Annotated in this window: 26 protein-coding genes and 1 pseudogene; 20 read left to right on the top strand and 7 right to left on the bottom strand. The window is 58.9% G+C overall.

All coding sequences use genetic code 11. The features are described 5' to 3' along the window. Nucleotides 1-74: 74 nt before the first annotated feature. Genes QA648_RS31875 through nuoG form a run of 7 tightly spaced genes read left to right on the top strand, consistent with a single transcriptional unit; the run spans nucleotide 75 to nucleotide 7,128 of the window. Nucleotides 75-440, top strand: coding sequence for an NADH-quinone oxidoreductase subunit A (locus tag QA648_RS31875; RefSeq protein WP_104827772.1), 366 nt, complete (start codon nucleotides 75-77; stop codon nucleotides 438-440). Then, nucleotides 428-931, top strand: a complete 504-nt coding sequence (gene nuoB, locus QA648_RS31870; protein WP_283052957.1) for an NADH-quinone oxidoreductase subunit NuoB — start codon at nucleotides 428-430, stop codon at nucleotides 929-931. Before QA648_RS31875 ends, nuoB begins: the two co-directional genes overlap by 13 nt. Beyond that, complete coding sequence (locus tag QA648_RS31865; RefSeq protein ID WP_104827770.1) at nucleotides 928-1,491, top strand: NADH-quinone oxidoreductase subunit C; 564 nt, start codon at nucleotides 928-930, stop codon at nucleotides 1,489-1,491. Before nuoB ends, QA648_RS31865 begins: the two co-directional genes overlap by 4 nt. A 1-nt stretch (nucleotide 1,492) precedes the next feature. Beyond that, nucleotides 1,493-2,707 (top strand): NADH dehydrogenase (quinone) subunit D, encoded by a 1,215-nt coding sequence (gene nuoD, locus QA648_RS31860; protein ID WP_104827769.1) that lies wholly within the window; start codon nucleotides 1,493-1,495, stop codon nucleotides 2,705-2,707. Nucleotides 2,708-2,723: 16 nt separating this feature from the next. After that, nucleotides 2,724-3,236: an NADH-quinone oxidoreductase subunit NuoE gene (gene nuoE, locus QA648_RS31855; protein ID WP_104827768.1), complete on the top strand. Its 513-nt coding sequence runs from the start codon at nucleotides 2,724-2,726 to the stop codon at nucleotides 3,234-3,236. A gap of 2 nt (nucleotides 3,237-3,238) precedes the next feature. Beyond that, on the top strand, nucleotides 3,239-4,504 hold the full coding sequence (gene nuoF, locus QA648_RS31850) for an NADH-quinone oxidoreductase subunit NuoF (RefSeq protein WP_283052955.1): 1,266 nt from the start codon (nucleotides 3,239-3,241) through the stop codon (nucleotides 4,502-4,504). Between the two features lie 32 nt (nucleotides 4,505-4,536). Then, entirely contained in the window at nucleotides 4,537-7,128 is a 2,592-nt protein-coding gene (nuoG, locus tag QA648_RS31845) for an NADH-quinone oxidoreductase subunit NuoG (protein ID WP_283052954.1), read from the top strand. 50 nt (nucleotides 7,129-7,178) lie between these two features. Here nuoG and QA648_RS31840 read toward each other — a convergent pair whose 3' ends face one another. The 3 genes from QA648_RS31840 to nuoH are packed head-to-tail and all read right to left on the bottom strand — an operon-like array spanning nucleotide 7,179 to nucleotide 9,246. Then, on the bottom strand, nucleotides 7,179-7,619 hold the full coding sequence (locus tag QA648_RS31840; RefSeq protein WP_104827765.1) for a CBS domain-containing protein: 441 nt from the start codon (nucleotides 7,617-7,619) through the stop codon (nucleotides 7,179-7,181). A 43-nt stretch (nucleotides 7,620-7,662) separates the two neighbouring features. Continuing rightward, nucleotides 7,663-8,229: an NADH-quinone oxidoreductase subunit I gene (locus QA648_RS31835; protein WP_104827764.1), complete on the bottom strand. Its 567-nt coding sequence runs from the start codon at nucleotides 8,227-8,229 to the stop codon at nucleotides 7,663-7,665. A gap of 30 nt (nucleotides 8,230-8,259) precedes the next feature. Next, complete coding sequence (gene nuoH, locus QA648_RS31830) at nucleotides 8,260-9,246, bottom strand: NADH-quinone oxidoreductase subunit NuoH (protein WP_104827763.1); 987 nt, start codon at nucleotides 9,244-9,246, stop codon at nucleotides 8,260-8,262. A gap of 153 nt (nucleotides 9,247-9,399) precedes the next feature. Between nuoH and QA648_RS31825 the strand changes: the two are divergent. Next, a pseudogene (locus QA648_RS31825) lies at nucleotides 9,400-9,618 on the top strand (acetyl-CoA hydrolase/transferase C-terminal domain-containing protein); the annotation flags it as partial. 83 nt (nucleotides 9,619-9,701) lie between these two features. Here QA648_RS31825 and QA648_RS31820 read toward each other — a convergent pair. After that, the gene (locus tag QA648_RS31820) at nucleotides 9,702-10,427 is read right to left on the bottom strand and encodes a GntR family transcriptional regulator (RefSeq protein ID WP_283052950.1); all 726 of its coding nucleotides are present in this window, start codon (nucleotides 10,425-10,427) and stop codon (nucleotides 9,702-9,704) included. A 96-nt stretch (nucleotides 10,428-10,523) separates the two neighbouring features. Here QA648_RS31820 and QA648_RS31815 point away from each other — a divergent pair, with 96 nt between their 5' ends. The 3 genes from QA648_RS31815 (at nucleotide 10,524) to QA648_RS31805 (ending at nucleotide 13,204) form a co-directional block, all read left to right on the top strand. Further along, nucleotides 10,524-11,603, top strand: a complete 1,080-nt coding sequence (locus tag QA648_RS31815; RefSeq protein WP_283052949.1) for an amidohydrolase family protein — start codon at nucleotides 10,524-10,526, stop codon at nucleotides 11,601-11,603. Beyond that, entirely contained in the window at nucleotides 11,600-12,493 is an 894-nt protein-coding gene (locus tag QA648_RS31810; RefSeq protein ID WP_283052743.1) for a VOC family protein, read from the top strand. The genes QA648_RS31815 and QA648_RS31810 overlap by 4 nt, the downstream gene beginning before the upstream one ends. A gap of 315 nt (nucleotides 12,494-12,808) precedes the next feature. Then, on the top strand, nucleotides 12,809-13,204 hold the full coding sequence (locus QA648_RS31805; RefSeq protein ID WP_283052948.1) for a VOC family protein: 396 nt from the start codon (nucleotides 12,809-12,811) through the stop codon (nucleotides 13,202-13,204). On the opposite strand, the gene QA648_RS31800 is transcribed toward QA648_RS31805, so the two are convergent. Beyond that, nucleotides 13,201-15,114, bottom strand: a complete 1,914-nt coding sequence (locus tag QA648_RS31800; protein WP_283052946.1) for a sigma-54-dependent Fis family transcriptional regulator — start codon at nucleotides 15,112-15,114, stop codon at nucleotides 13,201-13,203. The genes QA648_RS31805 and QA648_RS31800 overlap by 4 nt on opposite strands. A 228-nt stretch (nucleotides 15,115-15,342) precedes the next feature. On the opposite strand from QA648_RS31800, the gene QA648_RS31795 reads away from it, so the two are divergent. After that, nucleotides 15,343-16,395, top strand: a complete 1,053-nt coding sequence (locus QA648_RS31795) for an NAD(P)-dependent alcohol dehydrogenase (protein ID WP_283052944.1) — start codon at nucleotides 15,343-15,345, stop codon at nucleotides 16,393-16,395. Nucleotides 16,396-16,498: 103 nt separating this feature from the next. Next, entirely contained in the window at nucleotides 16,499-16,792 is a 294-nt protein-coding gene (locus QA648_RS31790; RefSeq protein ID WP_349254310.1) for a ribbon-helix-helix domain-containing protein, read from the top strand. A gap of 75 nt (nucleotides 16,793-16,867) precedes the next feature. Here QA648_RS31790 and QA648_RS31785 read toward each other — a convergent pair whose 3' ends face one another. Both QA648_RS31785 and QA648_RS31780 read right to left on the bottom strand, forming a co-directional pair. Further along, nucleotides 16,868-17,044: a hypothetical protein gene (locus QA648_RS31785; RefSeq protein WP_260304561.1), complete on the bottom strand. Its 177-nt coding sequence runs from the start codon at nucleotides 17,042-17,044 to the stop codon at nucleotides 16,868-16,870. Between the two features lie 30 nt (nucleotides 17,045-17,074). Further along, a complete protein-coding gene (locus tag QA648_RS31780; RefSeq protein ID WP_283052943.1) occupies nucleotides 17,075-17,656 on the bottom strand; it encodes a hypothetical protein in 582 nt (193 codons plus the stop codon). 199 nt (nucleotides 17,657-17,855) lie between these two features. Here QA648_RS31780 and QA648_RS31775 point away from each other — a divergent pair, with 199 nt between their 5' ends. The 7 genes from QA648_RS31775 to QA648_RS31745 all read left to right on the top strand — a co-directional run bounded on the left by QA648_RS31775 (nucleotide 17,856) and on the right by QA648_RS31745 (nucleotide 24,361). Continuing rightward, nucleotides 17,856-18,074 (top strand): hypothetical protein, encoded by a 219-nt coding sequence (locus QA648_RS31775; RefSeq protein WP_283054342.1) that lies wholly within the window; start codon nucleotides 17,856-17,858, stop codon nucleotides 18,072-18,074. Nucleotides 18,075-18,170: 96 nt separating this feature from the next. Next, entirely contained in the window at nucleotides 18,171-19,256 is a 1,086-nt protein-coding gene (locus tag QA648_RS31770) for a 2Fe-2S iron-sulfur cluster binding domain-containing protein (protein ID WP_260304556.1), read from the top strand. Between the two features lie 55 nt (nucleotides 19,257-19,311). Further along, nucleotides 19,312-20,370, top strand: coding sequence for an aromatic/alkene monooxygenase hydroxylase subunit beta (locus QA648_RS31765; protein WP_283052942.1), 1,059 nt, complete (start codon nucleotides 19,312-19,314; stop codon nucleotides 20,368-20,370). Between the two features lie 16 nt (nucleotides 20,371-20,386). Next, nucleotides 20,387-20,755: an MmoB/DmpM family protein gene (locus QA648_RS31760; RefSeq protein WP_260304554.1), complete on the top strand. Its 369-nt coding sequence runs from the start codon at nucleotides 20,387-20,389 to the stop codon at nucleotides 20,753-20,755. A gap of 73 nt (nucleotides 20,756-20,828) precedes the next feature. Further along, nucleotides 20,829-21,851 (top strand): amidohydrolase family protein, encoded by a 1,023-nt coding sequence (locus tag QA648_RS31755; RefSeq protein WP_260304553.1) that lies wholly within the window; start codon nucleotides 20,829-20,831, stop codon nucleotides 21,849-21,851. 5 nt (nucleotides 21,852-21,856) lie between these two features. Then, entirely contained in the window at nucleotides 21,857-22,660 is an 804-nt protein-coding gene (locus QA648_RS31750; protein WP_283052940.1) for an iron-sulfur cluster assembly protein, read from the top strand. Between the two features lie 69 nt (nucleotides 22,661-22,729). Continuing rightward, nucleotides 22,730-24,361, top strand: a complete 1,632-nt coding sequence (locus QA648_RS31745) for a molecular chaperone GroEL (protein WP_283052938.1) — start codon at nucleotides 22,730-22,732, stop codon at nucleotides 24,359-24,361. The last annotated feature ends 6 nt before the right edge of the window (nucleotides 24,362-24,367 follow it).

Raw genomic sequence — 24,367 nt, 5'->3', positions numbered from 1 at the left:
AGCGACGCTTACCGGTCCAAACGAGGTCGGTTTGCCGAGGAAAGCCTCCAAGTGGGTAACCGGTGCAGTGTGCTATGACTGCAATGGAATTCTTGCCGGTTCTTTTCATGGTCGCCGGAGTCGTTCTGGTGGCGGGGCTGACGCTTTTCGTCTCCTCGCTACTGCGCCCATCCAATCCCTATCCCGCGAAGAACATGCCCTATGAATGTGGGATGGACGCGGCGGGGGAGGCGGCCGGTGGCCGTTTCAGGGTGCCGTTTTTTATTCTTGCCATCCTGCTGGTCGTCTTCGATGTCGAAGCAATGTTCCTCTTTCCCTGGGCTGTCGTCCTGAAAGAGATCGGGCTGGTCGGCTATGTCGAGATGTTCGTCTTCATGTTGCTGCTTCTTGTGGGCTTCGCCTACGCCTGGCTGAAGGGAGCGCTGGAATGGGAGGCGTAAACAATGCGATCCGCGACAGCGTGCTTTTCACAACGGCCGACAGCATTATTAGCTGGGGTCGAAGGTCGGCGCTGTGGCCTGAGACTTTCGGAATTGCCTGCTGCGCCATCGAGATGATTTCGGCGGGTTGCGCTCGCTATGATCTTGACCGCTTCGGCGTGGTGTTCCGCCCGTCGCCTCGACAGTCCGATGTGATGATCATCGCCGGTACGGTGACCCGGAAATTCGCGCCCGTCGTGCGGCGGCTTTATGACCAGATGCCGGAACCGCGCTGGGTGATCGCAATGGGTACCTGCGCTATTTCAGGCGGGGTCTACAACACCTACGCCGTGGTGCAGGGGTCGGAAACCTTCGTGCCCGTCGACGTGCATGTGCCCGGCTGTCCACCGCGGCCGGAGGCGCTGATGCATGGCTTCCTCCTGCTTCAGGAGAAGATCAAGAGGTCCCGCGCGCTGGCCGGAACGCCCCTGGACCGGGTTGCAACGTCATGAGCGTGAAGCAGCCTCTCAATCCCGCCCTGATCATGGAGCGTTTCGGAGAAGCAATCGAGGATCTCGGCGTCGCCCACGGCATTCATGCCTTTGCTGTCCCACCTGCCGCGATCGTCGAGTTCTGCCGATTCCTGAAAGAACATCCGGCGCTGCAGTTCAATTTTCTTTCGGACATCTGCGGAGTCGATCATTATCCCGAAACACCGCGGTTCGAAGCGGTTTACCACCTCTATTCGCTATCCAACAGGTGGCGAGTTCGCATCAAATGCCGGCTTGGCGACCCACCGCAGCTTCCCTCGGTCACAGGCGTCTGGCGCACGGCCAACTGGCATGAGCGCGAGGCCTGGGACATGTATGGCATCAGGTTCGAGGGGCATCCCGACCTGCGCCGGATCTACATGTGGGAGGGCTTCGCGGGCTTCCCCCAGCGCAAGGATTTTCCCCTGCGCGGATACAAGGACAAGCTGAATCCCTTTGGTGCCGAAGGCCCACCGCCAACGCAGCCGGACCTCGCCACCAGGGACATTCCACAGGGGGTCCGTTCTACGCCGGAAAGTTGAGATGACCGAAGTCACCGAGCTCAGCAGGCCAGAGGGCGAAGCGCTCAATACCAGGGAAGTGCTTCTCAATCTCGGCCCGCAGCACCCCAGCACTCATGGGGTTCTCAGACTTGTCCTTGAGCTGGATGGCGAGTGCGTCGAGCGCGTAGACCCGCATATCGGCTACCTCCATCGCGGGACCGAAAAGCTGGCGGAGAGCTTCACCTATACCCAGATTTTCCCGCTGACGGATCGGCTCGACTATCTCTGCCCGCCCTCGAACAATCTGGCCTTTGCACTGGCGGTGGAGAAACTCCTCGGCATAGAAGCACCGTTCAGGGCGCAGTATGTCCGCGTGATGATGGCCGAGCTGGCGCGGATATCCGGTCATCTCCTGATCACTGGCGCGTTGCCGATGGACCTCGGCGCCATGACCGCGCTCCTTTACGCCATGCGCGAACGCGAAATGATCATGGACCTGATGGAAATGATTACCGGTGCACGCATGCACACCTCCTTCTGCAGGGTCGGCGGGTTGCGCGAGGACCTGCCTGACGGCTTCCTGCCCAAGATCAGGGAGTTCTGCGACATCTTCCCGAACCGTATCCGCGACTATGAGCGGTTGCTCGAGAAAAATAGGGTGTTCCTCAAGCGCACCGAAGGAGTTGGCGTGATCTCCGCCGAGGACGCTATCGATCTCGGCTTGAGTGGCCCGAACCTGCGCGCTTCCGGAGTCGACTGGGACATCCGGCGCGACGAACCCTATGAAATTTATGACCGGCTCGATTTCAACGTCATCACCCGCAGCGAGGGCGATTGTTACGCACGCTGGAGGTGTCGGGTCGATGAGATGCGCGAAAGCATCCGGATTATCGAGCAATGCATCGAGCAGATGCCCGAGGGGCCGTTCCAGATCGACATGCCGACCATCGCCTTCCCGATGGATAAGGATCGGGTGCACTGTTCGATGGAGGCGCTCATCCAGCATTTCGACCTGTCTGCTTACGGCTTCAAGGTGCCGAAGGGCGAGGTCTATTCGGCGATCGAAGCGCCGAAGGGCGAACTCGGCTTCTACATCATCAGCGACGGGTCACCAAAGCCATTCCGCATGAAGGTGCGAGCACCCTCCTTCGTCAACCTTCAGGCACTTTTCGGGGTCACCAACGCTCGTTACCTGGCGGACATGATCGCCGTGCTGGGCAGCCTCGACCCCGTGATGGCGGAGGTGGACAAGTAGCAGGGATTTGGACGCAATGACCATGCGCGAAAAGATCGAAGAGGCGGCAGTGCGGTATCCCGACCGGCGCTCGGCGATCATGCCCGCGCTTCTGATTGCCCAGAGGGAACATGGCCATCTGCCAGGCTCTGTGTTGGAAGAGGTTGCAGACATTCTCGGGGTCGAGCGGATCTGGGTCTACGAACTGGCGACCTTCTACACCCACTTCCATACCGAGCCGGTGGGGATTTTCCACCTGCAGCTCTGCGACAATGTCTCCTGCATGCTGTGCGGATCCGAGAGCCTGCTGACGCATCTGGAAACGGTGCTGGGAATCAAAAAGGGCGACACCACCCCGGACGGGCTGTTCACGCTTTCGACCGTCGAATGCCTTGGCGCTTGTGAAATGGCTCCGACGATGCAGGTCGGCGACGACTATCACGGAAACCTCGACATCGCGCGGATCGATGCACTCTTGGACCGCCTTCGGGCGACAGCCGAGCGGGCAGCGAGCATTGAGCATGCCTCTGTGCGACCGCCGGGAGCGTAGCCATGTTCGAGCAGGTTCTACTCAAAAATGTCGGAATGCCCGAAGGCCATTTGCTCTCGACCTACGAGGCTGGCGGTGGCTACCAGGCGCTGGCAAAGGTGCTGCGCGAGTCCGCGCCCGACGAGATCGTCGAACTCGTCAAGAAGTCCAACCTGCGTGGTCGCGGCGGTGCAGGATTCCCTACGGGCATGAAATGGAGCTTCGTGCCGAAGCGGGCCGATAAGCCGAAATATCTGTGCTGCAACGCCGATGAAGGCGAACCGGGTACCTTCAAGGACCGGATCATCATGGAGCGTGACCCGCATCAGCTCATCGAGGGGCTGGCAATTAGCGCTTACGCAATTGGAGCCGAGATCGCCTATGTTTATGTTCGCGGAGAATATGTAACGGCGATACGGCGCCTGGAGCAGGCGATCGCCGAGGCTCATGAAAAGCATTATCTCGGAAGGGGCATTCTGGGGTCGGACTTCAGTTTCACCGTACACATTCACTGCGGCGCAGGCGCTTATATCTGCGGCGAGGAGACTGCGATGCTCGAGTCGCTCGAGGGCAAGCGGGCTCAGCCGCGATTGAAACCGCCATTTCCGGCTGTGGCCGGGCTCTATGCCAGCCCGACCGTTATCAACAATGTCGAGACGCTGGTTTGCGTGCCGCATATTGTTATGCGAGGGCCTGATTGGTTCCGCAGCATCGGCCCGGAGAAGAGCCCCGGCCCGAAGCTCTATTGCCTCAGCGGACAGGTGCGCAAACCCGGCCTCTTCGAGTTGCCGATGGGCATCCCGCTTCGCGAACTGGTCGAGGAGCACGCCGGTGGCGCGCTGCCCGGGCGCAAGATTAAGGCGGTGATCCCCGGCGGCGTTTCTGCGCCGCTGATCCCGGAAAGGGGTCTGGACGTTGGAATGGACTTTGACTCGCTGGCGGCTGTCGGCTCGATGCTAGGCTCGGCCGGGGTGATCGTGATCGACGACTCGACCTGCGTGGTCAAGGTCGCCACCAGGATCATCGAGTTCTTCCACCATGAGTCCTGCGGCAAGTGTACCCCTTGCCGCGAGGGGCTGAACTGGGTGGTGAAGGTGCTGCGCCGGCTTGAGGCCGGGGAGGGCGCACCGGGCGACCTGGAACAGTTAAAGGCACTCTGCAAGGGCATTTTCGGCAATACGTTCTGTGCGCTCGGCGACGGCGCGGCCATGGGGCTGAGGGCGGCGCTGCAGCATTTCGAGCCTGAATTCGTCGCCCATATAGAGGAGCGGAGGTGTCCGTTTCACTGAGCAGAGCGTTGGGTGAGACGCGTGAGGAAGCCATGGTTAGCATTACGATCGACACACAAACGCTGGAAGTTGAGGCTGGCTCGACCGTGCTGCAGGCCGCCCAGCGTTTGGGCATCGATATCCCGACCTTCTGCTATCTGAAGCGCCTGCCGGCGCTGGCCTCCTGCCGCATGTGTCTGGTGGAGATCGAGGGGCTGCGGCGGCTGCAGCCGTCCTGCGCCACCGCGGTCACCGACGGCATGGTGGTACGGACGACCACGCCGCTCATTGAGGAAACGCGCTCTTCGATGCTCGACATGCTGCTCGCCAACCACCCTCTCGATTGCCCGATCTGCGACAAGGGCGGCGAATGCGAGCTTCAGAACATGGTGATGGCCTACGGGCCCCGTGAAAGTGGATTCCGCGATGAAAAGCGTGTGTTCCACTCCAAGGACATCCGCCTCAGCCCCGTGATCATCATGAACGTCAACCGCTGCATCCAGTGCCAGCGCTGCGTCCGGATGTGTGAGGAGGTCGTCGGCGCGGTCGCGCTCGGAACCGTCGAAAAAGGCATGGATACCGCCGTCACCGGTTTCGAGGGTAGCCTCGCGAGTTGCGATCAGTGCGGCAATTGCATCGAGGTCTGCCCGGTCGGCGCGCTGATGAGCTTCCCCTATCGCTATAAGGCGCGGCCCTGGGATCTGGTTGAAACCGATACTGTCTGCCCGCATTGCGGCACCGGTTGCCAGCTAACGGTGGGCACGCGCAAGGGCGAGTTCATGCGGGTGCGCTCGAAGTGGGATCAGGGGCTCAACCGCGAAACGCTCTGCGTGCGAGGACGCTTCGGTCTGGATTTCGTCTCGAGCAGAGACCGGATCAAGCGGCCGATGATCCGTCGCGATGGCGCCCTGGTCCCGGTTTCCTGGGACGAGGCGGGGGACTATCTGCGCCGGCGGTTGTCGGACGTCGAGAGTAAGGCTGCCGGCGGGCTGGCCTCGCCGCGTTTGCCGAATGAAGTGCTTTATCAATTCCAGAAGCTGATGCGGACGGTGTTCCGGACCAACAACATTGATTGTTCAACGCGCTGGTCCACGCCCTTCGATATACTCGGCCCGTTGGCGGCAAGCTTCTACAGCCGCGCACCGTTCGAGGAAATGATCGGCAATGACTGCGTGCTGATCGTTGGCGGCAACGTCACCGAAGAGAACCCGGTTACCGAATACCTGCTGCGGGATGGCGCGCGGCGACGCCATACCGGATTGCTGATGCTTTCGGTGCGGCCATCCCGTTTGGACGCCGATGCCCGGGTGGTCGTTCGCGTTCCCCCAGGCGGAGAACCGGCGAGCCTCGCGGCGGTGGTCGCCGGGCTCTTGGCAGCGGCCGACCAGACTTTGCAGCGTGACGCTTTGGCCGACATCAGCGCAAAAATTGGTAGATCGGCGGCGAGTACCGGAAATGACCGGCCGGATCACCTCGTCGAAGCCCTCAATAACGGCGGCAGCGTCAGCGTGCTCGTCAGCGTTGAGCTGCTGAGATCACCCGAAGCGCGCGCTACGCTGCAACAGCTCAACAACCTGCTGCGAGTTCTCCGCATGCTCGGCAAGAGCCCTGCGATGCAGTTCCTCTTCGACCGCGCCAACCAGATGGGCGCCTGGGATATGGGGGTTTTGCCGGCGGCTCTGCCGGGGTTACAGGCGATCCATGATGACGCAGCGCGAGCCACACTCGCACGGAGCTGGGGGACCGAAATCCCGTCTGAATCCGGCGCGGGTCTCGACGCCATGTTGGAGCTCTGCGTCAGTGGGGAGATGGGCGCACTTTACATAGCCGGAGCCGATCCTCTGATCGCTTATCCCGACAGGGATTTCGTGACCCGGGCGCTTGGCGCCGCCGATCTGCTGATCGTGCAGGACACTTTCCTCACGGATACTGCGGGGTTGGCAGAGGTCGTCCTACCCGCGGCAGGTTACGGCGAAGAAACCGGCACCTTCACCAATAATGAAGGCCGGACTCAAACGGTCCGCAAATTTCGCGAACCCGCCTTCGAAGCGCGAGGCAATCTGGCGATCTTCGACTTCGTCGCGGCGCTTCGCAACCAAGCTTTGCGGCCATCGATACAAGGCGAAATTTTTGCCGAGATTACCCAATTGGTTCCCGCCTATCAGGGGCTGACACAGGCGGGGCTTGGCGCCGATGGCGCATTCACCAAGGCAGTCCCCGCAATACCGGCCGGCGAGTTCTTCGCGTCACCACCGGCGCCGAAAGCAGCCGACCGGCTCATGCTCATCACCGGAGACTGCCTATTCCACAACGGGTATCTCTCCGAGCGCTCGGAAATCCTGAATACGGTCGCAGATGACCCTTATGTCGAGATGAGCGCGCAGGATGCCGCTCAACTCGGCCTTTCGGATCTTGATCAGGTCACCGTGCGATCTGCTCGGGGCGAGTTGACGGCGAAGCTCAAGGTCAACAGGCGCTTTCCCGAAGGGCTCGTATTCATTCCCGAAAACTACAGAGCTCTGCGCCTCAACGCATTGATGCGGCGGGGCGAATATCCATGCCCCGTCGACGTTCGAAAGGCGTACGCGACCTTCGCGATTCCCACGGTCGTCGACGGAGACGCAAAATCCAATAGCTTGCGCTGAGGGCTCCTACTGCCAGCCTGGTCCCGCGTCTCTATATCAGGCCGGCATCATCAGTGATAACCGGTTCCGGCAATATAATCATGCAGTGCCTGCTCGTTGCGCAGCGATTCATCGAGCCGGTGCTTGACCACGTCGCCGATGCTCACCACCCCGACAGGGCTGCCGCCCTCCATGACCAACACATGGCGCGTGCGTCGTTTGGTCATAAGCGCCATCACAAAGGGCAGCAAATCCTGTGTCGAACAGGTCGCCACCCTGCGGTTCATGATGTCGGCAACCCGCATCATCGGAGCCTCGGTTCCGTATTCAGCCACCGCATTGCAGCAGTCCCGCTCCGACAGCGTACCCAGGCATTCCCCCGGTTTGCGGCCGACGACCACGAAGCCGATGTTGTTTTCCCTAAACAATCGCAGGACCTCCAACATGGGCCGATCTGGCCTGATCGAGATGAGCTCGGGCGATTTGGTTTTCAAGATTTGGCAAACAAGCATCTGAGCCTCCTGTCTGCGCGCTCCGGCTTGCCCGCGGGCGCGCTCATGTTCGCCGGATATTTCGCCACCAGTTGTAACCCTGCGGATCGTTCGTCTCGACCCGAACGTCCTGTCCGGCGTTCAGGCGCGCAGCGACCACGCCGCCGCCGGTTGTCGCCTTGCCCGGCTTGCCGAGCAGATCCTCGCGTCCGATCACCAGGTCACGGGAGGAAAAACTAGAGAATTCGTACTGCTGGCCAAGCGCGATCGCATCCGCGGGGCAGGCATCCTCGCAAAGCCCGCAAAACAGGCACCGGGCCGTGTCGATCTCGAATTTTGCCGGGTGCCGATTGCCCTTCGCATCCTCGTAGGGGACGACTTCGATGCAGTCGCAGGGACAAATCCGGGCGCAGAGTTCGCAGGCCACGCATTTGATCTCACCCTCGTCGTCGCGCGTCAGGAAGTGGTGCCCACGATAACGCGAGTAGGGCAGCCATTTTTCCTTGTCAGGATATTGCATGGTTACGGATCTGGAGAACATGTAGCCGAAGGTCAAAGCCAAGCCGCCCGCCAGATCGGCGAAGAATGCCCAGCCGATCCATGTTCCAAGTCTGTCCTGTGCGCGCGACATTGTCGCCTCGCTGCGGAGCCGCCGTGGCCCCTAAAAGAAAGCGATACCACTTATGATTATGTTCGCGATCGACAGAGGAAGCAAGACTTTCCATCCGATCGCCATCAGTTGATCATAGCGGTAACGGGGGAAAGTGAAGCGGAACCACATAAACAAATAGACGACGAACGCGACCTTGAGCAGAAACCAGAGGAGTGGCGGCAAGGGGAGTAATATGCCGTTCCAGCCGCCCAAGAATAGGATCACCACCAGGACGGACACCAGCAAGACGATGGCATATTCGCTGACCATGAAGAACGCAAAGCGGATGCCGCTGTATTCGGTATGGAACCCGGCCCCTAGATCGCCTTCCGCTTCCGCCAAATCGAAGGGAATGCGCTGCGCTTCGGCCAGGCCGGCGACGAAGAACACGAAGAAGCCGATCGGTTGATAGACGATGTTCCAAACATCGGCTTGCGCTCGCACGATCTCAAGCAGACTCATGGATTGCGCCAGCATCACCACGCCGATAACCGAGAACCCCATCGGGATCTCATAGCTGATCATCTGCGCGCATGTCCTGAGACTGCCGAGGACTGCATATTTGCTGTTGGCGGCCCAGCCGCCGAAGATGACGCCATAGACCTCGATCCCGATCACCGCGAAGACGAACAGGATCGCCACATTCATGTTGGAGACGTAGAGCGTGATCTTGGTGCCGAGGACCGAGACGGTTTCGCCGAACGGGATCGCGACGAACACCACAAAGGGTGGGACAAGTGCCAGTATTGGCGCCAGTTTGAACAGAAAGCGATCGGCCTCGGCCGGGATATGGTCCTCTTTGGTGAAGAGCTTGATCCCATCCGCCATCGGCTGGAGCAGCCCGTGCCACCCCACGCGCATCGGGCCCATCCGCTGCTGCATGTGCCCGGCAATCTTGCGTTCCAGCCAGGTCAGCGGCAAGGGCAGCAGTAAAAGGATCGCAATGAGAAACGCGACCTTGAAGATGATCAGGCCAAGGGCGACAATAAGTTCCATATCCGCGGCTACTTATTCACGGGTTGAAACGCGATCGGACTTCGGCTCGACTATCAATCGAGCACGCTACGCACTTGTCACCCTACAGAATACAACGGCGAAGCACCTCACACAATTGCCGTCCACCGATGGCGGCTGTGACGGCAAAAACCTGGCCCGCTGCCGCGCATCGTTCCGGCACTGATCGGGCCGGTAACCACATCGCGCAACAATACGCATATCGTCGTCACGGAATATGGATGGACGAACCTCAAGGGCAAGTCCGTAGCCGAGCGAGCAAGGGCACTGATTACGCTGGCCCGGGCAGCCCATGGTGCAGGGTTTTATGCTGATACCGTGTTGAATTCACGAAGCTTTGACAGCCAGCGTTGAGACGAGAAATCCGTCGGTTCGGGTACCCTTCAAGAGCCCGGTTTTTGTTATCCCGTTACCTGCCGAGCTCTTTCATGACGGGATCAGGCTACTCTGCCTCGCGGGTCAGAGCTCACTGTTTCAGCTTCAAGATCAACGCGGATGATCTCTGCCGTCTTCTCATAATGTTGCTGCAATAGCCGCTCAGCTTCAGCGGTATCTCGATCAAGCACGGCTTTCAGGATACGAGCATGCTCGTCGCTGACCTTGCGGACCCGAAAGGCCTTGCGAATTGAAAGGGCTCGATAGCGGTAAAGCCGGTCAGCAAGCTGTTCGCAAAAGCCGATCAGAGGCTTCGATCCGCAGCCGCCAATGAGAAGCGCATGAAAGGCGCGATGGAACCTTTCCCATTCCGGATTGTCTTCAAAATGTTCCGGATTGAGCGAGCGCGGAGTGCGCTCCAGCCGGTGATGCGCCACCAGAAGCGCCTCCTCCCACTCGGGCGTTGCGTTCGCCATGGATTCGCGCAGCGCCAGCCCCTCCACCCAGCAACGCGTTTTCGTCAGTTCGTGTAATTCATCCAGACTGATCGGTTTCACGAAGAAGCCGCGCTGTTCCTTTCCAATGACGAGATCCTCCGTCGTCAGGCGGTTCAGTGCCTCGCGCAATGGCGTCTGGCCGGCATCGTAATGCTCGATCAGAAAGCGCAATTGCAGCTTCCGGCCGGGCTCCAGTCGCGTTGAGAGAATATCGGCCTTTAGCCGCTCATAGATGCTGGTTGCCAATGTCGCGGGGCTTTCGGCCCCTTTCTTCAGCAGGTTGACGTTCATGGTGCTCTCTGGCTTGCAAATCGCTTTTTATATACACGATGAAGCGTCCGCGCGAAATTTATAAATTTTTGCTTTACGCAGAAAAGTTTGTACATTATGAGGGGTGCTGATGAGGGAGGATCCAATGAGCGGAGCGGAAAAGGAGCGCCGGGCGCCTTTTCGAGTGGCTGCACCTGCCGTGGCATCGATATCCATTGCCATGTGGTGCCTGCACGTTTTCCAGCTCTGGCCAACGGTGTGACAGTTCGCGGTTGGCCATCGATGGTGGCCGCGGACGCGTGTCATGCGACTGTCGTCATCGATGACAAGCCATACCGCACGGTCAGCGATGCCTGCTGGGTTGCTGAAAGACGGCTGGAGGAGATGGACAGGACCGGCATTCGGATTCAGGCACTTTCGCCCATGCCGGAACTCTTCGGCTACTGGATCGAAACAAGCGCTGCCTGCGACCTGGTCCGACACGTCAATGATTCGATCGCCGCGATTGTTACCGAAGGAGAGGGGCGCTTTGTCGGACTTGGGGGTGTTCCCCTTCAGGATATCGATCTTGCCATCCTCGAATTGCATCGCATCGTCGGCGAACTCGGCTTTCGCGGTGTTGAGATCGGCAGCAACGTCAATGGTGTCACGATCGGCGATCCGCGTTTTCATTCATTCTTTGCGGAAGCCGAGAAGCTTGGCGCCGCCGTGTTCGTACATGCGGTGCGTCCGACCGGTATGGACAGGCTGTTTGGGCCGGCTCCGCTTCAGCAGGTGCTCGGCTACCCGACGGATCTCGGATTGGCAGCCGCATCCGTGATTACCGGCGGGCTGCTTCAGAAATTCCCGAAACTGCGGATCGCCTTTAGTCACGGCGGCGGCACGTTCGCTTCGCTGCTGCCGCGGCTGGAGCAAGGTTATTCGGCTTTCCCGGCCCTCAATGAGACCATGCCGGATAGGCCTGCGGTGCAGGCACGGCGGCTCTACGTGGACTCGCTGGTCTTCGATGCGGACATGCTGCGCCGCTTGGTTTCTATTTTCGGCGAGGAGCGCGTGCTGCTCGGCACCGACTATCCCTTTAATTTCCGAGAGAACGAGCCTGTTACTCGCATCGAGGAAGCGTTCGCGGATGCAGGTTTGCGCGAGCGCCTGACATTTGGGAATGCGCAAGCCTTCCTGGCTCTGGAGATCCTATGACCGAATTTCCTGTTACCGCTCTGCGCAGCGTGGAACTGGGTACGCCCGATCTTGCGGCGTCGGTCGATTTCTACACCCGCGTGTGGGGGCTGGATGTCGTTGCCGGGGTGGGGAACAAGGTTTTCCTAGCGGCAACGGGCGATGATTTTCATGTGCTGGAATTGAAGCAAAGCGACCGCTCGGAATTGCGCAAGATCAGCTTTCGCGTGAGTACGCCCGAAGAATTGAGATCGCTCTTCGCAAAAACAGTTACTGCAGGCTGCGCAGTCCTGCGCGAAATCGGGCCCGCCGATGCGCCCTCTGGCGGCGAGCGTTTCGTCATCCGCGAGCCACAAGGTTCGGTTCTGGAATTTGTGTACGGCGACCACCGCAAGCAAGGGCATGTGGTCCCCAATCGGCCCGGGCGGCTTGCCCATGTGAATATCAACAGCGCTCAGATCGAGGCGCTTTCGGAATTCTACCGCGATGTTCTTGGTTTCCGCTTGACCGACCGATCGAAGCTTATGGCCTTCCTGCGTTGCAACGACGACCATCATGCGGTCGTGCTGGCTGAAGCACCGGCAAATGGGCTGAATCATGTCGCCTTCCTGATGCCCGATCTCGAATCCGTCATGCGAGGCTCGGGCCGCGTCGTCGATCACGGCTATCCGATCGGCTGGGGCGTCGGCCGGCATGGGCCGGGCGACAACGTCTTCGCCTATTTTGTCGATCCGCAGGGCGTGGTGATCGAATACACCGCGGAAGTCCTGCAGGTGGATGACAGCTACCGAGCCCGAGGTCCGGAGGAATGGGTCTGGCCGCCCGGTCGGACCGACCACTGGGGCATTGCGCCTCCAAAGAGCGACGCCTGCAAGAAGGCGCAGATTTCCATCGGATTTTCCGGCGCCTGATGCGCCCAGTAGACACCGAGTTCGAGCGCGCTTCTTCAGCACGTTTCGTTGCGCCTTCGACGGTCGCGGATATCTGGTCAAGCGCGGCGAGTTGGCGGGCCGCTTCGATGCCGACCTCGAAGGCGGTCGAATGGATCATGTGCGGCATCTTTGTGAAGCGATCTTGTCAGACATTGTTGATTGTCCGAAACCAGCAACTATAGCCGGATACCACCAACCTAGAGGCTTTTCATGTAAGCCATTGCAGCAATCGTGACAAAGTGTGCTCAGCTTGGTCGCGGAACCCCTTAGGGACGATGCTAAAGGTGCAGCGCAATGGCCAAGATGATCCACTCGATGGTCCGGGTGTTAGACGAAAAGCGATCGGTCGAATTCTACCGGCAGGCTTTTAGCCTTGCGGTCGTCGATCGGCTTGATTTTGAAACATTCACGCTCATCTATCTCAGCAACCTCGATACCCCGTTCGAATTGGAGCTAACGGTCAACAAAGGCCGCACAGAGCCATATTCGCTCGGCGACGGTTATGGGCACCTTGCGGTTTCCGTCGCGGATGCGGATGCCGAGCATCTGCGGCTAACCTCGCTCGGACTCCATCCCGGCAGGCTCGTTGACCTCGATCAAGACGGAAGGAAGATGGCACGCTTCTTTTTCATCAGCGATCCGGACGGCTACAAGATTGAAGTTCTGCAGCGGGCCGGGCGTTATCTCTAAGATGCGGCGGGACGACCGGCCAAGCCTTCGAACTCACCGCCGTTTGTCCCTACATGCTTGTAGACAGTCGTTCGGGACACGCCTAGCTCGCGGGCCGTCCGCGAAACGTTCTCACCGGTCCTCTGGTATACGGCGCGGATTTCCTGGCACTTGGTTCGGCTGAGCGGCCGGCCGCGACATTCCTCACAGCAATCCCAAAGGGAGTTTACGACCGGCTCGGCCTCGTCGAAACAACCTTCATCGATATAGTCAGCGCGCCGCCGCAGCAGTGCCCGCCGCAGCACGGTCTTCAGTTCGCGGATATTGCCCGGCCACTGCCGTCGCGACAATGCCACGATCGCTGCATCGGTCACTGGCGTGCCGGGCGCCATGCTGCCCATCAGGAAGCGAACAACGCTGCCGAAATCGGTCCGCGAACGCAGCGGCGGCAGGCGGATATGGAAGCTGTTGAGGCGATAATATAGATCAGCGCGAAACTGCCGCTGCGCCACCATGTTCTCCAGGTCGCGGTTGGTGGCGGAGACGATCTGCACGTCCACCTTCTGCGTCTTCTGCCCGCCAACGGCACGGATTTCCATGCTGTCGAGAAACCTTAGCAGCGAGGTCTGTGCGGCAATCGGAATGTCGGCGACCTCGTCCAGGAACAGCGTGCCGCGGTCGGCAGTTCGCGCCAACCCAGGCGAGCCCTCGGTGCGCGCGTTGGTAAAGGCGCCGCCCTCATGCCCGAATATTTCCGCGATGAATAGATCTTCCGGCACCGCGCCGCAGTTGACCGCAACGAATTCGCCCTTGCGGCCACTCAACCGATGGACATGCCGGGCCATCAGCTCCTTGCCCGTGCCGGTTTCGCCGGCAATATGCACAGGCATGCAGAGCGCCGCGGCTTCGGCAAGTTCAATGAGCGAGCGCTTGATCTGGGGATCGTCGACAACGAAATCTGGTGCATCCTCCTGCCTTAGCAAGACAGGCACCGTCGGAGAGGGGCGTTTTTCGATCGCCGTCCGGCGTTCGCCGATCTGGCGGCAAACCATGAAGACGACACTGCCTGCCCGATCGCGGAGACGGATGACACCTCCGTTCAGCAGGCCGTCTATCGCTGTGCCGAACCCTGCTTCGAACAAACCATCGAACCGATTTCCAGGGGTGGCAGGCAGCCCCGCAAGCAGAGATTTGCCCGGCCGATTGATCGATAGCACTTCGCCATCGAGTGAAACAGAAAGCAGCCCCGCCGACAGCGTGTCGAGATATTCCGCGCGTGGATGGAAGGCCAGGACGAAGCTCTTGGCACTATCCTGGTAGATCAGGCCGTTTTCGATCTGGGCGGCGGCCATCCGCACCAACGCGTGCGTGTGTTCCTGTCGCGCCTCGTGCGCGCAGGAAGCGTCGAGCAGCCCGAGGATTTCTCCAGCGGAATTGAAGATCGGCGCGGCCATGCAGCTTAGGTGCCCGTGGCAGGCAAAATAATGTTCGCGGCCGTAGATTGCTACCGGCTTGCCAGTCATGCCGGCCAGTCCGAGCGCATTGGTACCGCGCTCGCTCTCGTTCCACATGCTGCCGGGGATGATCGACCGTCCGGCCGAGCTATCGGCAAATTGCTGATCACTGATCGTATCGAGCACGATGCCATCGGCATCGCCGAGCGCGATCATGAAATTCGAGCCGGCGATCTGCGAATAGAGAAGCTGCATTTCGGCGAGTGCCAACAGCCGCATCGCCGCATTAGCCTCGCGCCGTCGCTTCACGTCGGCAAGGGCGACGACGCTTTGCCGCGGTCGACCACGAGGATCGAGATCGGCGTCGCGGCAGCGCTGCCAGCTATCGGCAACGATCGGCTGCAAAGTGCCGGCTGGAACTCTGTCGCCCCTCTCCAGCGCACTGCGCGCGCGGTCCATTCCGGAAAGGTGCTGCATGTCTCCTCCTCATGCATCATTTGGTACAAGGTATCAGTACCGAACCGGACCGCGCAATAGACAGAAACTGTACAGTTACACTGTCCATATCGTTCAGCCGGTGAACACCAGCGCCGGTCAATTGACCGCTTATGTCTATGACAACGCTATGAATTCTTATCTGGCACAGCACTTGCTGATCGTTCTTCTGCAGCGGGCATTGGTCCCGACGGTGGAGGAGACAACGATATGAAGGCGCAAGTTCTAACCAGGTATGACGACAACCTGACGGCCGATCAATGGGTTTCACTACAGGAGGTTGCCGATCCGGTCATCAGCAAGTCGACCGACGTTATTGTCCGTATTGGGGGAGCGGGTGTCTGCCGCACTGACCTCCACATCATCGAGGGTGTCTGGCGGCCGCATATGGATCCCGCTGGCGACAATCTCCTTCCGCTGATCATGGGTCATGAGAATGCCGGCTGGGTGGAGGCGATTGGCAAGGAAGTCGAGGGCATCAAAGTCGGCGATCCGGTCATCGTTCATCCCAAGATTTCCGGCGGCACTTGCCTCGCATGCCGCCGAGGTTTCGATATGCATGGGCCCGGAAAATTCCCAGGACTTGATTGCAATGGCGGTTATTCCGAATACCTCTGCACGTCGGAGCGCAACATCGTGCCTCTTCCCAAGACACTGTCGCCAAAGGAGGTCGCGCCCTATGCGGATGCCGGTCTCACCGCCTATCGCGCCGTAAAAAAGGCGACACGACATCTGTTGCCAGGCGAAAGCTGCGTCGTGATCGGCGCTGGCGGTCTTGGTCACATTGGCATCCAATGCCTCAAGGCCATGTGCGCTGCAGATGTAGTCGTGGTCGACAAATCGGAGGCTTCGCTGGCGCTGGCCGACAAGATTGGAGCAGACAAGATCGTCAAGGCAGACGGCAACGAGGTGGAGGCCGTGCTGCAACTGACCAATGGCCAGGGCGCCGAGGCGGTAATCGATTTCGTCGGTGAACGAGGAACAACGACCAAGGGCCTCGCAATGACCCGGCCGATGGGTAGCTACTATGTCGTCGGCTACGGCGAGGAGATCCGCGTGCCGACCGTCGACATGGTGATCACCGAGAAAAACATTGTCGGCAATCTGGTTGGTACGTGGGCAGAACTTGTCGAGTTGATGGCGCTCGCTGACCGAGGCCTGGTCGACTTGACGACGGTCGAATATCGCCTTGCCAATGCCAATCAGGCCCTTAAGGACCTGCATAATGGCAAAATCCATGGCCGGGCTGTGCTCATTCCCTAGCCTCTGACCCCGACTGACCGCCACAATGGTGGCAGATGCTGGTGTGCCCCCGCGCTTTTGCGGGGGAGCCTTTTCGTAAACAATGCAAAGGGAGGAGGGCGCCATGATGTGCAGGGTATTAAAAGCGCAGAGCCCGCAGCGATTCTTGAAAGTCAGCCGGTCGGTCCGGATCTCCGGGCACTCAACAAGCGTACGGCTTGAGGCCGCATTCTGGCAGGTTCTCGAGGACATCGCGAAAATGGAGGGGCTTTCAACGTCCAAACTTATATCCGTGCTCTACAACGAAGCGCTGGAGTTGCATGGGGACATGTCCAATCTCGCCTCGATGCTGCGCACAGTCTGTCTGATCTATCGGGAAGAACGCCGTACGGAGATCGCCGTGCCTCATATCACGTGATGAAAGCTATCAGCCGCAAGCGGCACGCTGCGACTGACATATATATTTCTTGGCCGAGTGGGAAAATATTCGTGCTCAGTTGACTTTCTTTTCAGTGTCGGCGCGGCCTTCGGCGATCCAGCGTGCACCCAGCACCAGCGCACCCATGCTGAATTCTTTGCCATGTGCGGCAACCATTTCCTCGGAGAGCTTCGCAATTCTCTCGAAAAAAGCGTCCTTGCTTTTTTCTTCAATGGTGAGCTTTCTTTGCATGATATCCTCCATTTTCTGTTTGAGTGGCAGCTATTTGAAGAACTGGTTAGGGAAGGTGATGATCGCGGCATTGCCGAGCGCGTCGCCCATGCCAAGCTGTTTGCCATCAGCACTCCATTGAAGTGCAGTGACCGATCCGCCCGTGTCCCGGATCACCAGTTCGTCGGGAGAGCCGATCTTGGCGATGACGATCTTGCCGTTCGCATAACCTGCTGCTACGAGCTTCTTGAATGGGTGAGAAGCAACGGCGTCCACCATCACGAAGCCCGGATGCCCGGTAGCCAGTGCTCCTGTCGAGCTGTTCGAAAGAGGCGGTGTGTCCATTGACCATCCGGCAATGCGATAGGCTCCGGATGCGAAAACTGCGTTTGCGGATTGGCTCCAGTCCAGTGTGCGGATCGGACCGGGGAAATCGCTGAGTATGGCATCACCGCCAGAGGCTATGTCGACCAGGCAAAATCCGCCGGTCTCCAGGCCGCATGCCAACCACCTGTTGTCTGCGCTCCATATCAGCGAAATTGGCCGGGCTGAGAGCGGAATTTCCCGAAATGGCCGCAGGTCGTCCTCCGCGTGGCGAACATTGAGGCTGGTGGCAGCCGCAAGCGCGATCATGCATCCATCGTTCGAAATGGATACCATTTCGCTTATAGGATCGCTGAGAGCGGCTTCTCTGATTGAATCTGTCCTCTTCCATTGTAGGCGCAGCCGATTGGGGAGGACCGCGGCCGTCAGCCCTGTCGACCGGCAATAATCAAAAGCAATGATTGGGCTTTTATCCGCGACTTTTGCCGAAATCTCGCCGGATCGATTGATGCGCAACAGGTCGCCCTTTGCCGTCAAGACCAGCGTTTCACCGCCATCAAAGGCTGTGAGCCTGCCGCCATCGCGAATTCGGGTATTGATCAGGGGCGAGGGCCGCGGCCACATACTGCAATCCCCGCTGACGCTTCTGCGCGAAATGTCGCCGGAGGCCCGCGAACAGCACCTCGCCGAGTACCGTGCCGGCTTCACCATCACGCCCTTTAACTAAGGCGTAGAGCCGCGGGGGCCGGTCCCGGCCTCCGCGACATTCCGGGAAAAGCACGTTTCCCTTCAAGGAAACACGCGGGAATTGGAGGTTGCGTCAATGGCTGAAGCTCAAAAGCTACATCAGCAGGCACACACGGTTCGTCTCGAGCCGGTCGGTGTCGAATTCGAGGTCGAGAACGGCGAAACAGTTCTGAACGCAGCGTTTCGCCAGGGTATCGCTTTGCCGCACGGCTGCAAGGAAGGGCAATGTTCGGCGTGCAAATGCGTCCTGCTCGACGGCGAGGTCGACATGCTCAAATACTCGACATTCGCGCTCAACGACATGGAAAGGGATTCCGGACACATTCTGCTGTGCCGGTCGATCGCCTATTCCGACATGGAAGTCGAGCTCCTGAACTATGACGAGGAGGTTCTCGCAAAGTCGATTGCCGTCAAGACATTCAAGGGCCAGATCACGCATATCGAGAAACTGACCCACGATATCAGAGGCATCGAAATCGAACTCGGTTCCCCAATCAAGTTTTGGGCGGGACAGTATGTCGACATCACAGTCACCACGGAAGAGGGGGAGACGATTACGCGCTCGTTCTCCATGGCAAATACGCCGAGCGAAACCAAAAAACTCTCCTTTATTATCAAAAAATACCCCGCAGGAAAATTCTCCGGCGAGCTCGATTCCGGAGGTATCCGGGTCGGAGCCGATGTCACCGTCGTCGGACCCTATGGAACCTGCTTTCGACGAGAAGACCGACAAGGACCACTAGTGCTGGTGGGGGCGGGATCGGGAATGTCGCCCGTCTGGTCGATCCTCAATGATCACCTTCTAAGCGGTGAGAAACGCCCGGTCTATTTCTTCTATGGTGCGAGGACGGAGGATGACCTTTTCCACCTCGACAGGATCGGTGAGTTGGTGCGTCGTTATCCCGAAGTCACTTTCATCCCGGTGCTTTCGCATGCCGGCGAGAACAGCGGCTGGGGTGGCGAGCGTGGCTTTGTTCACCAAAGCGTGGATGCCAAACTCAAGGAACTGGCAATTGACGGCCAAGGCGATGTCTATGCCTGCGGCCCGCCGCCGATGATCGACGCTCTGCAGCCGGTGCTTTTCATGAACGGCTTCGAGTCCGAGCGCATTTTCTTCGACAAATTTACGACTTCGTCCGGGGGAGGAACTCCGAGCCATTGAGGGCTGGACGAAGAAGAAACAGCAATAGTGCAACTGCAACAAGGGAGTGAGGACTATGCCAGCATTATCGAGTTCAGTGGGGTCGGGCGCAGCCGGAGCGGCAATCTTTGCTGATTCCGATAGCCGGAAATACCGCTATTTCGATCCAAAGGGACAGCGCGCCACACATTACGAGGATGTCACCGTCGACGTCCAACCGGATCCGGAGCGCTATCTGATCCAGAATTGGATCATCTCCTTCGCAAACGGCAAGGGTGCCTATGTCAAGGACAATACGGCAGCGCAGAGCTCCAATTGGCATGCGTTCCGGGCGCCCGATCAGGAGTGGGAACGCACACACTATCAGCGTCAATCGAAGATCGAAACGATGGTGCAGAGCGTGATTTCCAACGCCCGCCGAGCCGGTGCGCCGAAGACGTTTGACAAAGTGTGGATCAAAGTTCTCCAGGCCCATCTCGGAGCCTGGAAACATGCCGAATTCGGGCTCGGCACCTCGCTCATGCAGGCGCAGCGCTATGGCTACACCCAGATGATCAACAACGCCACGCTGACCAACTCGTCCTACAAGCTCCGGCTTGCCCAGGACATCACGCTCTATCTGGCCGAAATCGGCATGGATATTCCTGGTTGGGACGACGAACTCGGCAAGAAGCATTGGCTCGAGGACACTGTCTGGCAAGGCACGCGCGAAGCCATCGAGACAATCATGGGTACTACTGACTATCTCGAACAATATTTCGCGATCAACATCATCTTCGAACCCTTGGTCGGGGAACTGTTTCGCTCAGGTTTTCTAATGCAGGCAGCTGCGGCAAACCATGATTTTATCACCCCACCGGTGATTTCGGCTGCCGAGGCTGACTATGAGCGCAATCTCGCTAATACGATCGATCTGATCTACCTGCTGGCCAACGATGAAAAGCACGGCGTGGCAAACCGCAAGCTTTTCCAGGGCTGGGTCACCAAGCACGGCGCCCTGGCCGACAAGGCCGCACTTGGCCTTCAGCCGATCTGGTCCATGCCGCATTCCAAGCCGGTTTCGTTTCCCGACGTCAGTGCGCAGTCCCAAGAGCGGATTGGCCAGATCCTCGACGAACTCGGCCTCAAGCGCTAACACAGGAGATTTCAACATGTCATCAGTAGCCCGCGACGCGTCTCAATCGAACATCTTCAAATCGATGAAGGACATCACCTTCGAACAGACGATTTCCCACCAGTGTGGCGTCACCATGAATGACTCGGTCGAAGCCCGCGCCATTGCAGAATTCATGAGCAAGAAACCCGGCGTTACCGTTACTTACGCGCCGGCGATGATCCGCATCGACGGCAACGGCAAGCTAATTTTCAGAATGGACGAGATCAGCGAATATCTCGGCCGCGAAATGACTGCGGAAATCTTCGAGGTCAATACGTCTACCCACTACGGGCGGATGGTCCGCATCGATGACAATGAGGTCATCCTGTTCGGCGATATGGACGAGGTCTTCGAGTACATCTGACGAAGCCCAGCGTCGGCGCGCCGACGGAGTGGCGCGCCGGAATGTTCAATCATTTGCAGCGGAGGGAACAACAATGTTCAAGACACCGGAAGGCAAGGAAATATTCGTCGTCGATGGGCATACCCATTTCTGGGACGGCAGCCCTGAGAACCAGCGCAACATCCATGGCAAGCAGTTCGTCGAATGCTTCTACGGCTATCACACGGCGCTCAGTCCCAAAGAGCAACTATGGGAAAAAAGCAAGTTCGAGAAATACAGCGCCGACGATCTCTATAGGGATCTGTTCATCAACGGTCCGGATGATGTCGCCATCGTTCAATCGACGTATCTCAAAGATTTCTACAAGAACGGTTTCAATACCATCGAGCGCAACGCCGAGATGGCCAAGCGCTATCCCGAACGCTTCATCGTCAACGGCTCTTTCGACCCACGCGATGGAGAGAAGGCGCTGGAGTATATCCACTGGATGAAGGAAACCTACGACATCAAGGGCGTGAAAATGTACACGGCCGAGTGGAATGGCGCTTCAAAAGGCTGGAAGCTCAATGATCCCGAGGCCTATCGCTGTTTCGAACTTTGCGAAAAGCTTGGGATCAAGAATATCCATGTTCACAAGGGACCGACCATCATCCCGCTCAACAAGGATGCTTTCGACGTCCATGATGTCGACTATGCTGCGACCGACTTCCAGAATCTCAATTGGATCGTCGAACATTGCGGACTGCCCCGGCTGGACGATTTCTGTTGGATCGCGGTGCAGGAAACCAATGTCTATGGCGGTCTCGCGGTCGCGCTTCCCTTCATTCATTCACGACCGCGCTACTTCGCTGAAGTGATTTCCGAGCTGCTTTTCTGGGCCGGTCCGGAAAAAATCCTATTCGGATCCGATTACGCGATCTGGACGCCGCGTTGGTTGGTCGAAAAATTCTGGGCATTCGAACTGCCGGATGACATCAGGAAAGAAAGAGGTGTCGACCTTACACCAGAGATCAAGGAGAAGATCCTGGGTCTTAATGCTGCGCGCATTTATGACATCGACATCGAAGCCAAGAAGGTCGCACTCGCCAGTTCGCCGTTCAGCGTTGCGGCGGAGTAGAGGCCATGAGCGCGGCCAAATTGTTGGAAAGTCGCCAGAGGGAACTCTGGCGGCGCCTCGAAGGGGTCAACGATCCCGAATTGGATGAACCCGTGACGGATATGGGCTTCATCGAGCGCGCGGAGATTGCGGCCGATGGTCGTGTGGAGGTCGGGTTCCGGCTGCCCACATACTGGTGTTCGCCAAATTTTGCCTTCCTGATGCTAGACGATGTCAGGACCGCGCTGGACGCACTATCGTGGTCTCCGGAATATGGGTTGACCCTACATGACCATATGTTTGCAGAAGAGGTGAACAAGGGCATTCTGGAGGGTAAGAGCTTTGCGGAGATTTTCGGATCGCTCGCGGAGAAGACGGACCTCGAGGATCTGCGTGAGAAGTTCCGGCTCAAGGCCTTCAAGCGCCGTCAGGAAGCGATAATCCTCGATCTTCGCAGCAGCGGGATGGCGGATAGTGAAATCGCCGGCATGACGCTTTCCGTTTTCGATACCCTCGGCTTCGGCAGCGAAGACGTGCTGAAGCGGAGGCTGCGTTATCGGCACGCTCTTTTCTTGCGGTGGCCGGCCCTGCATCCGCGCGACCCGGTAATTCTGAGCTATGACGGCGGTCGGGTTACGACGGAGACATTGCCCGTTCATCTGGCCGACCTTCGAAGTGTCCGGATCAACATGGAGTTCAACGGTGCACTTTGCCGCGGGCTCAAGCATACTCGCTACAAGGAAGTGGAGATAGTCGATGGTGAACCGACGCTGGTCGACTTCATCTTGAACCGGGTTCCCGCTCCCGCAGTGCGCGCCGATACCCCGTAATTGAAAGCAACGGCCTTCCCGAAAGAGGCCCCAAATCAACAAACCGCCCGTCAGGCGGAAGGAGGAGTCATGCCGAAATTGATGTTGCACAATTCCGAAGCGCGCCGTGCGCTTGCCCGGGGCGTCGCTAAGTTGGCGGCCGCCGTGGAGCCCACTTTAGGGCCAAGAGGTATGAACGCAATGATAGACCGGCCACTGGGTACGCCGATGGTCACTCGCGATGGCGTCAGTATCGCGTCCGAAATCGAGCTACACGATCGTTTCGAGAACATGGGCGCACAGATCGTGCGTGAAGTCTCGATGCAGACCAACGAGATTGCGGGTGATGGCACCACGACGGCCATCGTGCTTGCCAATGCGCTCGTTCAGGGTGGCATTCACGCCAATGAGCGCGGCGCAAGATCGGTCGATCTTTGCAAGGGGATCGATCTTGCGGTTGAGACGGTGGTCGAGGCCCTGAAGGCCGGCGCCAAGCCTGCAAAGGGTAACGACACGCTTACCGCGGTCGCCAACATCGCCGCCACTGACCCGAAACTCGGCGCACTGGTTGCTGAAGCCTATGAGCGCGTCGGCACGGATGGCATTATCACCACCGATTTCAGCGTTACGACAGAAACCACACTGGATGTCGTCGAAGGCATGTCCTTCGAGCGTGGCTATCTTTCGCACCATATGGTTACCAACCAGGCAAAGATGGAGGCGGTGCTCGAACGTCCGCTAATCCTCCTCACCGACCTTAAGATTCGCGAACCATCTGCTCTAGATGCAGCGCGCCTTATTGCGGACAAGACGGGTCGGCCACTGCTCATCGTTGCGGAAGAAGTCTCGCCGGACGTCGTCGTGACATTGCTCGGCAAGCAGGGGCCAGGGAAATATCTCGTGGTCCATCCGCCGGAATATGGCCACTGGCGCAAGGCGATGCTGGAGGATGTCGCCATCCTCACCGGCGGGCGGGTGATAGCGCGCGATCTCGGCGGGCGGATCGAGGACGTGACTACAGAAGATCTCGGCTCGGCTGAACGCGTCATAACAAGCTCGACCTATACGACGATCGTTCGCGGAGGCGGTGATCCTTCTGCAATTGTCGCCCGCCGGGCGCAAGTACAGCGGCAGTTCGAGGTCGCACCGCCCAATATCGAACAGGACAAGCTGCGGGAACGTCTGGCCAAACTTTCGGGTGGCACGGCGGTACTTTATGCTGGCGGAGTTACCCCGGTAGAACAGAAGAGAACGATCCAGTTGATCGAGGACTCTCTGCATGCAGTGCGTGCCGCGGCTGAAGAGGGCGTGGTGGCCGGTGGCGGATCGGCTCTTGCCCAAATATCGTCCGTGCTCAATGCCCCGCTTGCGACCGTGGATCATGATGTCGCAGAGGGTATTCGGCTCGTGCAGTCGGTGTTGACACGGCCGCTATGGCGGATAGCGACAAACGCCGGTGGCGATCCCGATACCATTATTGCCGAAGTTACCCGGATCAACAGCGGTCACGGCTTCAATGCGTCGATCGGCAAATATGAGAACATGATTGACGCAGGCATCGTCGACCCGGTCCGCGTGACCTACACCGCACTTAGAAACGCAGCCTCTGTCGCGAAGCTGATCCTGACGACGGAGACGCTCATCGGCGATCTCGCCGAGAATGAAGATCCGACCGCCGGCCCGGCTCTCGGCGGTGGCGCGGAGAAGCTTGGCCGCGCGTAGAGCGGA

This window comes from Rhizobium sp. CB3171, from assembly GCF_029714265.1.
Taxonomy (GTDB): domain Bacteria; phylum Pseudomonadota; class Alphaproteobacteria; order Rhizobiales; family Rhizobiaceae; genus Rhizobium.
The sequence above is the reverse complement of the archived record's forward strand: the minus strand, read 5'-3'. Positions and strand labels throughout refer to the sequence as shown.